Source organism: Kribbella endophytica, assembly GCF_054781295.1.
Window position 1 is genome coordinate 1,507,154 of sequence record NZ_BAAGUR010000001.1, and the last position, 13,599, is coordinate 1,520,752.

14 protein-coding genes are annotated in these 13,599 nt (G+C 69.9%); 7 read left to right on the plus strand and 7 right to left on the minus strand.

Going from position 1 to position 13,599, the window contains the following annotated elements:
- Nucleotides 1–216: 216 nt before the first annotated feature.
- From ACYVIO_RS07275 to ACYVIO_RS07285, 3 genes are read left to right on the plus strand one after another with little or no spacing between them, the layout of a single operon-like run.
- Nucleotides 217–969: a glycosyltransferase family 2 protein gene (locus ACYVIO_RS07275; RefSeq protein WP_460649877.1), complete on the plus strand. Its 753-nt coding sequence runs from the start codon at nucleotides 217–219 to the stop codon at nucleotides 967–969.
- The gene (mptB, locus tag ACYVIO_RS07280; protein WP_460649878.1) at nucleotides 969–2,678 is read left to right on the plus strand and encodes a polyprenol phosphomannose-dependent alpha 1,6 mannosyltransferase MptB; all 1,710 of its coding nucleotides are present in this window, start codon (nucleotides 969–971) and stop codon (nucleotides 2,676–2,678) included. The genes ACYVIO_RS07275 and mptB overlap by 1 nt, the downstream gene beginning before the upstream one ends.
- A 23-nt stretch (nucleotides 2,679–2,701) precedes the next feature.
- Nucleotides 2,702–3,019, plus strand: coding sequence for a cupin domain-containing protein (locus ACYVIO_RS07285; RefSeq protein WP_460649879.1), 318 nt, complete (start codon nucleotides 2,702–2,704; stop codon nucleotides 3,017–3,019).
- A gap of 11 nt (nucleotides 3,020–3,030) precedes the next feature.
- On the opposite strand, the gene larC is transcribed toward ACYVIO_RS07285, so the two are convergent.
- Nucleotides 3,031–4,491, minus strand: coding sequence for a nickel pincer cofactor biosynthesis protein LarC (gene larC / locus ACYVIO_RS07290; RefSeq protein ID WP_460649880.1), 1,461 nt, complete (start codon nucleotides 4,489–4,491; stop codon nucleotides 3,031–3,033).
- Nucleotides 4,488–5,204, minus strand: coding sequence for a nickel pincer cofactor biosynthesis protein LarB (gene larB, locus ACYVIO_RS07295; RefSeq protein ID WP_460649881.1), 717 nt, complete (start codon nucleotides 5,202–5,204; stop codon nucleotides 4,488–4,490). The genes larC and larB overlap by 4 nt, the downstream gene beginning before the upstream one ends.
- Nucleotides 5,205–5,302: 98 nt before the next feature.
- Between larB and ACYVIO_RS07300 the strand changes: the two genes are divergently transcribed.
- Nucleotides 5,303–5,794, plus strand: coding sequence for a DUF4446 family protein (locus tag ACYVIO_RS07300; protein WP_460649882.1), 492 nt, complete (start codon nucleotides 5,303–5,305; stop codon nucleotides 5,792–5,794).
- 14 nt (nucleotides 5,795–5,808) lie between these two features.
- Here ACYVIO_RS07300 and ACYVIO_RS07305 read toward each other — a convergent pair whose 3' ends face one another.
- Nucleotides 5,809–7,398 carry a bifunctional phosphatase PAP2/diacylglycerol kinase family protein gene (locus ACYVIO_RS07305; RefSeq protein ID WP_460649883.1) on the minus strand — a complete coding sequence of 530 codons (1,590 nt, stop codon included), beginning with the start codon at nucleotides 7,396–7,398 and terminating at the stop codon, nucleotides 5,809–5,811.
- A gap of 105 nt (nucleotides 7,399–7,503) precedes the next feature.
- On the opposite strand from ACYVIO_RS07305, the gene serS reads away from it, so the two are divergent.
- Nucleotides 7,504–8,778: a serine--tRNA ligase gene (serS, locus tag ACYVIO_RS07310; protein WP_460649884.1), complete on the plus strand. Its 1,275-nt coding sequence runs from the start codon at nucleotides 7,504–7,506 to the stop codon at nucleotides 8,776–8,778.
- The gene (locus ACYVIO_RS07315) at nucleotides 8,775–9,569 is read left to right on the plus strand and encodes an HAD family hydrolase (protein WP_460649885.1); all 795 of its coding nucleotides are present in this window, start codon (nucleotides 8,775–8,777) and stop codon (nucleotides 9,567–9,569) included. The genes serS and ACYVIO_RS07315 overlap by 4 nt, the downstream gene beginning before the upstream one ends.
- 124 nt (nucleotides 9,570–9,693) lie before the next feature.
- On the opposite strand, the gene ACYVIO_RS07320 is transcribed toward ACYVIO_RS07315, so the two are convergent.
- Nucleotides 9,694–10,203, minus strand: coding sequence for a WhiB family transcriptional regulator (locus tag ACYVIO_RS07320; RefSeq protein WP_460649886.1), 510 nt, complete (start codon nucleotides 10,201–10,203; stop codon nucleotides 9,694–9,696).
- A 624-nt stretch (nucleotides 10,204–10,827) separates the two neighbouring features.
- Between ACYVIO_RS07320 and ACYVIO_RS07325 the strand changes: the two genes are divergently transcribed.
- On the plus strand, nucleotides 10,828–11,625 hold the full coding sequence (locus ACYVIO_RS07325) for an HAD family hydrolase (RefSeq protein ID WP_460649887.1): 798 nt from the start codon (nucleotides 10,828–10,830) through the stop codon (nucleotides 11,623–11,625).
- Between the two features lie 3 nt (nucleotides 11,626–11,628).
- Here ACYVIO_RS07325 and ACYVIO_RS07330 read toward each other — a convergent pair whose 3' ends face one another.
- From ACYVIO_RS07330 to ACYVIO_RS07340, 3 genes are all read right to left on the minus strand, one after another.
- A complete protein-coding gene (locus ACYVIO_RS07330) occupies nucleotides 11,629–12,234 on the minus strand; it encodes a bacterial proteasome activator family protein (protein ID WP_460649888.1) in 606 nt (201 codons plus the stop codon).
- 87 nt (nucleotides 12,235–12,321) lie between these two features.
- Nucleotides 12,322–12,852, minus strand: coding sequence for a CGNR zinc finger domain-containing protein (locus tag ACYVIO_RS07335; protein WP_460649889.1), 531 nt, complete (start codon nucleotides 12,850–12,852; stop codon nucleotides 12,322–12,324).
- 163 nt (nucleotides 12,853–13,015) lie between these two features.
- The gene (locus tag ACYVIO_RS07340; RefSeq protein ID WP_460649890.1) at nucleotides 13,016–13,597 is read right to left on the minus strand and encodes a TetR/AcrR family transcriptional regulator; all 582 of its coding nucleotides are present in this window, start codon (nucleotides 13,595–13,597) and stop codon (nucleotides 13,016–13,018) included.
- Nucleotides 13,598–13,599 lie beyond the last annotated feature (2 nt).

Consider the following 13,599-nt stretch of genomic DNA (forward strand, 5'->3'; position numbering starts at 1 on the left):
GCCTGTCCCTCTCGTCGGAGTTCCCCGGGTGTTCTGGAGGTGCTGTCCACGCTACGGCAGGCGGGCGCCCGCCGTACGGACTGATGAATCTGTCTGATTGTCCGACAATCTGTGCGGGAAAGCCAACCGGAGCCGATCCTTCGAAAGAACGAGATGTCCACAGGCGGCGGGTGCGGAGGCTGGTGATCGGCTCGGGAGCAATTAGGCTGCGGTGCTGTGTCCGGGAATGATCAGCCGTCCGTCGAGCCGCAGCGTGGTGTTGCCTGCGTGATTCCGGCGAAGGACGAGTCCGCGCGGATCGCGGCCACCGTGGACGCCGTCCGCAAGCTCGTCGGCGTCGACCTGGTCGTCGTGGTCGACGACGGGTCCACCGACGCGACCGCGGAGGCGGCCGAGCAGGCCGGCGCGGTCGTCGTCCGGCACGAGCGGAACCAGGGCAAGGCCGCGGCGATGGAGACCGGCGCCGCGGAGGTCGCGCGGCGGGACGGGGCTCGTGCGCGGCATCTGTTGTTCCTCGACGCTGACCTGACCGACACGGCGACCGGCGCCGAGCCGCTGATCGCGCCGGTGCAGGACGGGCGGGCCGACATGACGATCGGGACGCTGCCAGCGCAGATCCGTGCTGACGGGAGCAAGGCCGGCGGGCGCGGGTTCGTCGTACGGCTGGCGCGTGACGGGATCCAGCAGGCGACCGGCTGGGCGCCGGAGCAGCCGCTGTCCGGTCAGCGCTGTCTGACGCGCGCGGCCTTCGACGCGGCGCTGCCGCTGGCCAGCGGGTTCGGGGTCGAGGCCGCGCTGAGCATCGACCTGGGGCGCAAGGGATTCCGCATCATCGAGGTGCCGATCGACGTCCGCCACCGGGCGACCGGGACGGACCTGCGCGGCCAGCTGCACCGCGGCCGCCAGTTCCTCCACGTGCGCCGGGCGCTCGCCGCCCGCAGCGCCCTCCCCTCGCGGAAGACGTCCTGATGAGCACCGACCGCCCCACCCCGAGCACCGACGACCCCGCCACCAGCACCGACGATCCCACCACCAGCACCGACGACCCCACCACCAGCGCCGACGAGTCCGCCACGAGCACCGACGAGCCGACTCAGGGCGCCGCCACGAGCTCCGGCGAAGCTGCGTCAAGTACCGGCCAGCAAACCGCCCGCGCGAACCGCGACGGCCGCCGCGCCGTAAGCCTGTACCTGATCTCCACGGCATTGATCGTCGCCGCCGGCCTGCTCGGCCCCTCGGTCGTCGTCCTCACACTGACCAATCGCCACGCCTGGCTCCCGTCGTACTGGTTCGACACCAAGCCGAACGACTGGCTCGTCACGGTGATGATCTACGTCGCCATCCTGCTCGGCGGCTTCGGCGTCTACCTGGCAACGCGCGCCCTCAAGCACGGCTGGGCCCCGCGCGTCCAGCGATTGGTTGCCCTAGGCATCGGTACGACGGCCGCCATCACGCTGGTCCCGCCGATGGCCTCCGGTGACGTCCTCATCTACGCGGCGTACGGCCGGATCATGTCGCTCGGCGGCAACCCGTACACGACCGCACCCGCCGACACGATCCGGCTCGGCTACGACCCGGTGATCGCCGCGACCGAGCGGCCGTGGCAGGGCGCCCGCAGCGTGTACGGCCCGATCGCGACCTGGATCCAGTGGTTCTCGTCCTGGGTCGGCGGCGACTCGATGCAGCTGACGGTCTGGATGCTGCAGCTGACCGTCGCGGTCAGCCTGGTGGTCTCCGGCCTGCTCCTGCTCAAGCTGGTCGGCCCCGACCTGGTGAAGCGCCGCCGGGTCGCGATGCTCGCGCTGGCCAACCCGCTGCTGCTGTTCACCGTGCTGGCCGGAGCGCACAACGATGCGATCGCGGTGATGTTCGCGGTGATCGCGCTGGTGCTGTTCCGACGGCACGTCTTCGCGGCAGGCATTATGCTCGGCGTCGCCGGCTGCACCAAGCTGTCGATCGGGCTGGTCGGCATCGCCATGCTCTGGGCGCTCCGGGCGGACCGCCGTCGCGCGCTGATGTTCTGCCTCGGCGGCGGTGTCTCGATGGCAGGCCTGTACGCCGTGGTCGGCCTGCAGGCGTTCCAGCAGGCGCGCTCGCAGACGTCGTTCATCTCGACCGGTACGCCGCACAAGGTGATCTTCAGCCTGTTCGACCTGTTCCTGCCCGGTGCTCTCGTGCGGACGATCATCGGGATCGTCGCCTGGGTCGGCCTGATCTTCGTCGCGATCCTGCTGTCGCAGGTGTTCCCGAAGTCGCTGGTCCCGCAGACGCACCCGGACGACCCGACCCCGGCCGCCATCCGGTACACCGCGATCTACGCGGTCGCCTGGCTGCTGACGGCGATGTACACGCTGCCCTGGTACGACCTGATCGCCTGGACCGCGCTGGCCGCGGTCGCGGCGTCGAAGATCGACAAGCTGATGGTGATCCGGACGACGATGCTCGCGATCGCGTACGTCCCCGGGCGGGATCCGAACGCGCGGCAGGTCGCGGCGTCGCTGTCGGACTCGCTGGAGTGGTTCAGCGCGCGGCTGCGCGACACCGTCACGCCGGCGGTCGAGCTCGCCGTACTGGTGATGCTGATCCTGTGGGCCCGGCGTGGCGGGGCGCAGTGGTGGCCGTACGACTGGCCGAAGCGCAAGGCGAAGAACGCACCCGAAAAGGCTGTCTCGCAGTAGCCCTGGCCAGTACTGTCTGCCGGATGCAGAAGCTTGTGGGGGCGGGGCAGTACCAGACCGCGGAGCCGAACCATTTCGCCGAACACCTGCGGACCGAGTCGCTCTCGGTCGGCACGTACTCGATCCCGGCCGGCGGCGTCGACGACCAGGCGCCGCACCACGAGGACGAGATCTACGTGGTGACGGCCGGCCGGGCGTCCATCGTGACGCCCGACGGGAAGGAGCCGGTCGGCCCCGGTGACGTGCTGTTCGTGGCGGCCGAGGAGCCCCACCACTTCGCCGACGTCACCGAGGACCTGGCCCTGCTCGTCTTCTTCGCCCCGCCGTACTCGGGGCGCTAGCGCTCTAGGGGTCAGCCCCAGAGGTCGTGGCCGGCGGCGATCGCCCGGGCCAGGACCGACTTGACCGGCTTGTCGAGTGCCGCGGCCGCGGTGACCACGTCCTCGTACTCCGGCTGCACGTTGACCACCTGGCCGCCGTACCGGGCGATCTTGACGTGGATCCGCTGGCCGCTCACCTCGACGCTGGCGAACTCACGGTCCGCCGCGTGCTTGCGGATCGGGAACTCACGCAGCCCGATCGCGGACGTCTCGGTCAGGATCACCGAGCGGACCACTTCGGCGTTCGCGCTGCTGGTGAGCACCGAGAGCGTGTGCGCCGGCCGGCCCTTCTTCATCAGGATCGGGGTCAGCCAGGCGTCGGCCGCACCGGCCTGCAGCAGGCGCGCGAGCACCTGCGGCCAGATCCGCGGGTCGAGGTCGTCGACGTTCGTCTCGTAGACGAGCTCGGTCGACGGCTGCACGGTCGCCTCGCCGATCACCACGCGGACGATGTTCGGCACCTCGACCGGGTCCCGCCCGCCGGCACCGACGCCGGTCTGCAGGATCCGGATCGGCGGCATCAGCCCGAACTCGTCAGCCAGCGTCGCGAGCAGCGCGGCGCCGGTCGGCGTCGTCATCTCGTACGGCGCGGTGCCGCCGACCACGGGCGCCTCGGCCTCGCGCAGGAGATGCAGCACCGCCGGCCCCGGAATCGGAATCCCACCGTGCTGGCCGCGCACCTGGCGCCCACCGCCCAGCGCGATCGTCGACACCACGATCCGATCCAGCTCCAAGGAGATCGAAGCCGCCGCAACCCCCACGATGTCGGCAATCGCATCCAGCGCGCCCACCTCGTGGAAGTGCACCTCGTCCAGCTCAACCCCATGAGCCGCCCCCTCAGCCCGAGCAAGCCGAGCAAAGGTGTCCAACGCCCGATCCCGAACGGCGGAGTCGAGCCCGGCCCCCTCGATAACCTGCCGAACCTCAGCCCAAGACCGAGTAGCACCACCTTCGTGCGCGTGACCATGCCCATGCCCGGCGTCGTCGTGCCCGTGCCCATGTCCGTGCCCCGTATCGGTGGGGAGGGAGGAGGGAGCCGCCGCCCCGAGCCCTACGGCTTCGCCGTGGGCAACCCCGGGCTCGCCGGCTCCGCCAGGCGTCGCGCCGCCTTCGGCCCCGGCCCCGGAGCGCTCTGCCGCGCCGTCAACTCCGGCCCCTGCCGAGCTGGGCTCGGCCGCATCTGCGGCCGGCGCGATCTCGGCGTACGCCGCGTTCGGGTCGTTCTCCGGGTGCGGTTCCTCGTTCACGAACACCGACGCCTTGGTGGCGGCGATCTGGTGTCTGAGTGTCTTCTCCACGCGGACCGACAGGGAGCGGTCGACCGCCGCGACGGCGGCGTTCACCAGGCCGATGTCGGCGCCGGCGTCCAGGAAGGCGCCGAGGAGCATGTCGCCGGAGGCGCCGGCGGAGCAGTCGATCCAGGCGACTCTCACTGCTCCTTCACCTCCGCCGGTGCCGCGCGCCGGGCGACGCGCGCCGCGAACACCCCGGCTCCGAAGCCGTTGTCGATGTTCACCACGGTCACTCCCGGCGCACACGAGTTCAGCATCCCGAGCAGCGCGGCAACCCCGCCGAACGAAGCGCCGTACCCAACAGAAGTCGGTACGGCGACCAGCGGCACCCCCGTCAGCCCGCCGACCACACTCGGCAGCGCGCCCTCCATCCCCGCGACCACGATCAAGCAGTCCGCCGCGGCCAACCGCTCGCGCACCCCAAGCACCCGATGCAGCCCAGCCACACCAACATCCGTGATCAGCTCAACCCCAGCCCCGAACACCCGAGCCGTAGTCGCAGCCTCAGCAGCGACCGGCGCGTCCGACGTACCAGCCGACACGACAGCCACAGTCCCGCTAGGCGCAGGCACAGTCCCGAGCACCGCCGTACGCCCTACCGGGTCGACGACAGCCTCCGGCAGCTCGACCGCGACCAGCTCCTGCGCCTCCGGCGACAGCCGGGTCGCGAGGGCGGCACGGCCGCCGTGGGTCGAGTGCAGCGTGCGCAGCAGTTCCACGATCTGAACGGGCGTCTTGCCGGCGCCGTAGACCACCTCAGGGTCGCCGGTGCGCTCCAGGCGGTCGGTGTCGAGGCGGGCGTACCCGAGGTCGTGCACGCCGGGCAAAGGTCCAGGGTCAGGCAGATGGGTCACCCCGCGAATCTACGTCGCCCCCGCCTGATCCGCCGATTCGAGTCTCAGTCGGACACGCAGAGCGCCTGACAAACCACACAACCGTTAGGCTGCGGACCGTGTCTTCGACGTTAGCCGGTGGTTTCGGGATCGCCGCACTCTTCGTGGCGGTGCTCGCCCTCGTGTTCGCCGTGCAGGCGTTGCGGGGTCAGACCGCGGCCAAGGACGTGCCGCCGCCGGCTCCGCCGAAGACCGAGCTGCCCCCGCGTCCCGAGCCCAAGCCCGGCACGGTCGGCGCCCAGCTCCACACGCTCGGCCAGCAGCTCGACCAGACCCAGGCCAGCCTGAAGCTCTCGCTGCAGCACCTGGCGATCGTCCGGTACGACGCGTTCGGCGACATGGGCGGCCGGATGTCCTGGTCGGTGGCCCTGCTCGACGACAACGGCGACGGCGTCGTCCTGACCTCGATCAACAGCCGCAACGACGCCCGCTCGTACGCCAAGGAGATCAAGGCGTTCGAGAGCGAGGCCAAGCTGTCCCCGGAGGAAGAGGAAGCCCTCGAGACCCTCCGCAAGCAGGCCGCCGCCCCCGTCACACCCGAGCAGGCCTAGCGCCGTACCGGCTCTCAGCGCCGCTTGGGCACCCGTACGACGAGGGCCCCTGGCTCCACCTCGGCGCACAGGAACTTCCCCGCGCCGATCCCGTCCCCGTCGAGCTGCCGCTGGACGTCGACCGCGGCAGTGATCTCGACCTTCCGCGCCGTGAACCGCTCGAGGTACATCTCGGTCCGCTTGGTCCGGGTCATCACCCGCCAGAACACCAGCGGCCACTGCGTCACCCGCCGCGGCGCGATCACCACGACGTCGATCAGCCCGTCGTCGGGCCGTGCGTCCGGCAGCAGCGGGATGTTCGCCTGCAGCATCCCGACGTTGCCGATCACCACGGTCCGGACCCGGCGCTCGATCGGCTCGTCGTCGTCGATCGCGATCCGGACCTTCACCGACGGGTGGTTGATGTTCTTGGCCGCCGAGACCAGGTACGCCGTCCAGCCGATCTGCGCCTTCAGGATCGGCGGCGCCCCGGTGATGATCGCGGCGTCCAGGCCGAGCCCGGCCATCACCGCGAAGTGGTCGGTGTCCAACCCGTCGCCGTGCACCTTGACCAGGTCGATCCGCCGCTCCCGGCCGTCCAGGATCCGCTCCAGCGCGTCGTCCAGGTCGAGCGGGATGTGCAGGTTGCGGGCGAGCAGGTTCCCCGTACCGGCCGGAATGACGCCGACCGGGATCGCGGTGTTGGCGAGCGCGGCGGTGACCACGCGGACCGTACCGTCGCCGCCGGCGACCAGGACCAGGTCGGACTCGTTCTCGATCGCGCGCTTGGCCATCGCGTTGCCGGCGTCGTCCTCGCGGGTCTCCAGCCACAGCGGGTCGTCGAACCCGCGGACGGCGAGCGCCCGGGACACCTTCCGGCGGAACGCGACGCCGTCCCCGACCTTGATCGGGTTCACGATCACCGCCGCGCGCGGCGGCGTCGTACGGGTTTCGTCCGACGGAGTGCGACGCCGCCGCCGGCGCAGACCCGGCCGCAGCCCGAAGCCGATCGACGTCGCGGTCAGGATGGCCAGACCGAGCGCCCAGCCACCGAGCACGTCGGACACGTAGTGCACGTTCAGGAAGATCCGGTCCGCCGACGTGAGCAGGACGACGGCGATCGTCGGCAGCAGCACGAGAGTCCGGAACCGGCGCCGCCAGCCGCGGACCGACGGCAGGACGACGCCGAGCGCGCCGGCCATCACGAAGGCGGCCGTCGCGTGCGAGGAGACGTACGACCAGCCGTCGCTCTCGACCAGCATCGCGACCGGACGCTCCCGGTCGAAGATGTGCTTCACGGCCTGGACCAGGCCCAGCTCGGCACCGGCCGAGACGACCAGCCAGACCGTCAGTAGGCGGGCCCGGCGGTGCCACAGGTAGATCGCGACCCCGAGGAGGATGCCGCGCATCGTCCACGGCAGGACCACGGCGCCCATGACCTGCCACAGGTCCACCCAGCTCGGCCGGGAGCCGCCGTACGACGCGACGCGCGCGGCGACGGACTCGTCCCAGCGGCGCAGGGGCGGCCAGTCGCCGAAGACCAGCAGCGTGACCACGGTGAACGGCAACGCACCCAGCACGACCGTGACCGCACGACCGAGATGACTGGGTGGATGGTGGTTCATCGCCGCCCTGAGACCCCCTCGAAGAAACCTGACCGTCCGGCTGGTGCAAGCTCATCATCCCGAATAAAATTCCGTGTTCATGACACGCCCCGATAGCCTGAGCGTGTGATCGATGCCAAAGTGCTCCGTGAGAACCCCGATGTCGTCCGTGACGCGCTGACCAAGCGCGGTGAGAGTCCGGCCAAGGTCGACGAGATCCTGGTGGCCGACTCCGAGCGCCGATCGTCGATCGCGGCCTTCGAGTCGCTGCGGGCGGAGCAGAAGGGCCTGGGCAAGCAGGTCGCGCAGGCCAAGGGCGACGAGCGGACCGCGCTGCTGGAGCGCACCAAGGCGCTGTCCGCCGAGGTGAAGGCCCACGAGGCGACCGCGAACGAGGCCGAGAAGCGCTTCGACCTGCTGTCCCGCGCCCTGCCGAACCTGGTCTCCGACCAGGCCCCGGTCGGTGGCGAGAACGACTTCGTGGTGATCGAGGAGATCGGCAAGCCGCGCGACTTCGCCGCCGAGGGCTTCGAGCCGCGCGACCACCTGGAGCTCGGCGAGCTGCTCGGCGCGATCGACATGGAGCGCGGCGCGAAGGTGTCCGGCGCCCGGTTCTACTTCCTGAAGGGCGTCGCCGCGCAGCTCCAGCTCGGCATGCTCCAGCTCGCGATCAACCAGGCGGTGGAGTACGGCTTCACCCCGATGATCACCCCGACGCTGGTCAAGCCCGAGGTGATGGACGGCACCGGGTACCTGAACGCCCACGACGACGTCTACCGCCTGGACGAGCCCGAGCTGTACCTGGTCGGGACGTCGGAGGTGGCGCTGGCCGGGTACCACATGGACGAGATCGTGGACCTGTCCGCCGGCCCGATGCGGTACGCCGGGTGGTCGTCCTGCTACCGCCGCGAAGCCGGCTCGTACGGCAAGGACACCCGCGGGATCATCCGCGTCCACCAGTTCGACAAGGTCGAGATGTTCTCCTACTGCAGCCTCGAGGACGCCGAGGCGGAGCACCAGCGGCTGCTGGGCTGGGAGAAGGAGATGCTCGACAAGATGGAACTGGCCTACCGGGTGATCGACACCGCGACCGGCGACCTGGGCGCTTCGGCGTACCGGAAGTTCGACTGCGAGGCGTGGGTGCCGACCCAGGGTGCCTACCGCGAGCTCACCTCCACGTCGAACACGACCGACTACCAGGCCCGCCGGCTGAACATCCGGCACCGGGACGCGGACGGCAAGACCCGTCACGTCGCGACGCTGAACGGCACGCTGGCCACCACCCGGTGGATCGTCGCGATCCTGGAGACGCACCAGCTGCCCGACGGCTCGGTCCGGGTCCCGGCGGCGCTGCGCCCGTACGTCGGTGGCCGCGAGGTCCTCGAACCGGTCCGCGGATGACGACGACCGACGGCTGGCGGCCGCAGGCCGTCGCCCTCGACATCGACGGCACCCTGGTCGACCACGACGAGCGGATCTCCGCCGCCGTGGTCGACGCGGTCCGCCGGGCCGCCGCGCAGGTGCCGATCATCCTGGCCACCGGCCGGTCCTGGCAGTCGACCGTGCCGGTCGCGGAGCTGCTCGGCCTGCAGCGCGGATTCGTTGTCGTGAGCAACGGTGCGCGCACGCTCAGCTACCCGGCCGGCGAGATCGTCGACGAGCGCACCTTCGACCCGGCGACTGTGATCACCTCGGTCCGCGAGCACGCGCCGAACGCGCGGATGGCGGTCGAGGAGCACGACGGCGGGTACCGGGTGACCGCGCCGTTCCCGGACGGCGACCTGGGCGGCGACGCGATCCGCGTGGTCTCCGACGCCGAGCTGGCGCCGGAGCCGGTGACCCGGTTGATCATCCGCGACCCGGACGCCTCGGAGGCGGATTTCGTCGAGCTGGCCGAACGGCTCGGCCTGCACGGGGTCAGCTACTTCGTCGGCTGGACCGCGTGGCTGGACATCGCGCCCGAGGGCGTCGACAAGAGCACCGGCCTGAAGGTCGCGCTGGCGCAGCTGGGTCTCGACGCGTCGGGGCTGGTCGCGATCGGTGACGGACGCAACGACATCGAGATGCTGACGTACGCCGGGATCGGGGTCGCGATGGGTGCGGCGCCGGACGAGGTGAAGGCCGCGGCCGACGAGGTGACCAAGTCGGTGCAGGACGACGGCGTGGCCGCCGTACTCAACCGCTGGTTCTGAAGCAAGCCTTTGCGCCTGAGGTCGAATAGTTCACCAGGGCAACAAAAAGGCCCGGAAGCCCTGCTGGTGCAGGGTTCCGGGCCTTTGCTGTGACCGATAGACCGCTGGCGGGCCGAGTATCGGATCAGGCGACGCGGGTGCTACCGGTGCGCGGTGCGGGGCAGGGCTGGTCCACCACGGCGTCGAACGCGTCCAGGACGGCGCTGACCTCCGGACGGGCCCGCGGTGCCTTGGCGGCAGGGCTCTGACCGCGGCGGGCCCTGCGCAGGTGGCGTTTCACGGTCGACAGCGAGCATCCGAGCCGCATCGCGAGCGACTCGAGGCTGTCGTTGGGGTACTGGGTGCGCAGCCGGAGGACCTCTTCGTGGCTGACCGGCCGGCGGGTCCCGCGGGCCCCGGCGAGCTGGTCGAAGTCGTCGGCCTGGACCTCGACGTCCAACAGGTTGCGCATTGAACGACGTTGTACTGCAGTGGTTCCGGCGACGAAGCCGCTGACGTCGTGCTCGGCCACCGCGCTGAACAGGCAGTCGGTGAACAGCGGGCAGGAAGCGCAGACCTTCTTGGCTTCCCGGACCAGCTGGTCGTACCGCTCCCTGGTCCGACGGGTCGCCGACGCGGGCGGCGGCTCCTCCATCAGGCGGTGCTGGAAAATGTCAGATCGTGCGATACAGCCGGTCATGGCCCCTTCCATGATGGAAGATGTGTCGACAGCCGCACGGGCGGACCTGGCCCCGGGTGGGTTGGCGGTGTTGACAGTCATCGTGGCTCCCCAAGTTCCAGGACCCCGGTGAACGAACGATGAAGGCTGTTCGAACACCCGAGCCCACTAGCTGATGGACCGACGCTCGTTGCCGACCCACCCCGTTTTGTCCGGCGCTAGGCGCACCGATCCATAACTGTTGACGCCACCGATCCGGATTTGGTTGCACCCAATTCCGCACCAGTTCTTCGACGTTCTTCCCGGCGTGGGTCGGACCGGATGTTGATGATCCGGAACAAGGCGTACGACGCGTGCGAACCGCCCCTGGTTCCCCGCCAGCCACCGCATGAAATCATGCGCAAACCGTGCAGCGCAGGGGAACTTGCTGCCTTTGCAGCATCCTGCCGTAACGGTCTGGTGACGTTGTTCAATGGTCAATCAGATTGCATGGAAAACGATCTCCAGATGGTTGCGCGATGACTGTTCGAGGGAGTAAAGGGGGTCTTCCCGAACGGGTCAAAAGGTCTGCCCGAAGACCGTTACGGTAGGTAGGTGTCGATGCGCAGAACACCCCGCCTGGTGGCCACCGATCTGGACGGCACGCTGGTCCACAGTGACTCAGGCGTCTCCCCGTTCACCCGAGCGACCGTGCTCGCGATCCAGGAGGCCGGCGCCGTCTTCGTGATGGTCACCGCCCGGCCGCCGCGCTGGCTGCACGACCTGTCCGACCTGGTCGGCGCGCACGGGGTCGCGATTGTTGCCAACGGCGCCATTCTGTACGACGTCGCGCGGCGGCAGGCGATCCGGACCAGGCTGATCGATCCGGCCGTCGCGCTGGAGGTCGCGCTGGCCATTCGGGCCGCCGTACCGGAGGTGGAGTTCGCGATCGAGCGACCGGACCGCTACGGACAGGAACCGCACTACCTGAACCGCTGGCCGAAGCCGGACGACACGTTGATCGCCGCCCTCGACGAACTGCTCGCCGAACCGGCGGCGAAGTTGCTGGTCCGGCACCAGAGCCTGCATTCCGACGAACTGCTGGCCCGCGTCGCGCCGATCGTCGGCGAGCGGGTGGCGGCCAGCCACAGCGGCGGGACCGGGTTGGTGGAGATCGCCGCGAGTGGCGTCTCGAAGGCCGCGATGCTGGCCGATTTCGCCGCGGAGCAAGGGATTTCGGCGTCCGAGACGATCGCCTTCGGTGACTCGCTGAACGATCTGCCGATGCTCACGTGGGCCGGTACGTCGTACGGCGTGGGCAACGCGCACCCTGAGGTGCTCGCCGTCGTCGACCACATCTGCCCGACAAACGACGAGGACGGTGTCGCCACCGTCCTCGCCGAGTTGTTCGATCTCTAAGTACTACAGGTACATCCCGCCGCTGCCCGGGCCGTCGGTGTTGCCGTTGGCCTGAGGACCGCCCGGGAACGGGCTGCCCTCGGGGAGCTGCTGGCCGCCCGGGAGGGCGCGGCGCATCTGCTCGAGCTGCTGGCGGGCCGCCATCTGCTGGGCGAACAGCGCCGTCTGGATGCCGTGGAACAGACCCTCCAGCCAGCCGACCAGCTGGGCCTGCGCGATCCGCAGCTCGGCCTCGGTCGGCGTGCTGTCGTCGGTGAAGTCGAGGCTCAGCCGCTCGAGCTCCTCGACCAGCTCCGGCGCCAGGCCGCTCTCCAGCTCCTTGATCGAGGCCTCGTGGATCGCCTTCAACCGCTGCCGCGACGCCTCGTCGAGCGGAGCCGCCTTCACCTCGTCGAGCAGCTGGCGGATCATGTTCCCGACCCGCATCACCTTGGCCGGCTGCTCGACCAGCTCGGTCACCGAGCGTGGTCCGTCGGTCGCGTCGTCGTCCTCGTCGCGCGGCGGCCCCTCGACGGCCATCCCGTCCGGCCCGACGATCAGGATCTTGCCGTCCTCGGTCCGAGCCCCCGCCATCGGGACTTCCTGGCCCTCGTTGCTCTCCTCGCTCATCTCCCCATCCTAGAAGCACCCTGCCCAGCGGTCTGTGGGTGAGCGCCTCCGGATGCTCGTGGCGCCTCGCTTCGTGTGGCCTCCTCCTCAGGCAGTGCGCGCGCGGTGCCGGCGTACGGCGTCGCGGTTGGAGCAGGCCGGACTGCAGTACCGCTGCTTCCCGCCCCGCGACAGATCGGCGTACACGTTCTCGCACCCGTCCATCGCGCACCGCCCCAGCCGGGAGATCCCACGGCCGGCCAGGTGCAACGCCGTACCGGTGCTGATCAACGTCGCGACCAGTCGCCAGACCGGCACGCGGAACGGCCGGTAGTGCATGTGCCAGCCGTCGCCCGCGTGGTTGGTCAGCCGTGGGTGCTCGGTGTACTTGGCGAGCATCTCGTTCACCAGATCGACGCGCTGCTGCTCCTCGGACGCGTCGACGACCGCGAGCCACTCGTCCATCACGATCCGGACGGTGGCGACGTCGTCCTCGGTGACCTGTCCGTCCCGCACATGACTCTCGTCGATGCCGCTCTCCACGCAGCGCGCGGCCAGTTCGTCGGGCGTGGAGGCCGGGTGTGTGACCAGGTTCACCGCCAGCAGGACGGCGTCGGCGCCGTAAGGGTTGAGATGCATAATGCCATTACAGCACGATGGATCCATGACCACCAGACAAGTAGTTCACCAGCATCGCTGGCAAGTGCAGTCGTCCCATCGTGTCAGCGAAGGATTCGTCGTCTACCGCCGCTGCCTGTGCGGCCGGTGGGACGTCAAGACAATCGATGTCCAGAGCAACTAATTAGCCGAAAAGCCTGCCCAGGTGAGCATTCAGCGACTGCGTCAGGAAGGTGTTGCGTTGCTCGGCCGGCAGCGTGAGCCCCTGAAGCACCAACCCGTCCAGTACGGCGAGCAGCAGACCTGCCTCGGTCTCCGTGTCGGTGACCTCGGCCAGATCGCCGTCCGCGATCGCGGCGTCGAGCAGGCGCGCGAACGCGACCCGCAGCTCGGAATCGGTCGTCGCGGCGATCCCCGCGAGCATCGGTGAAGTCACCGACGCCGCGCTGAAGGCCAGCCAGACGCGTGCGTCACGAGCGCGCTCCTCGTCCAGTGGCAGCCAGAGCTCGAGCGCCTGGCGCAGCACCTTGCGTGGCGGGCCGGCCAGGTCGACCGTCGCGAGCTTCTCGTCGAACCGCTCGGTGACGTGCCGGAACGCCGACGCGACCAGCTCGTCCTTGCTGCGGAAGTAGTACTGCACCTGTGCGAGCGAGATCCCGGCCGCTGCCGCGACGGTCCGCATCGTCGCGGCCTCGAGGCCACGCTCCGCGATCACGTCGAGCACCGCGTCCAGCACGTGCGCTCCGCGCCGCTGTTCCCCAGTCACAT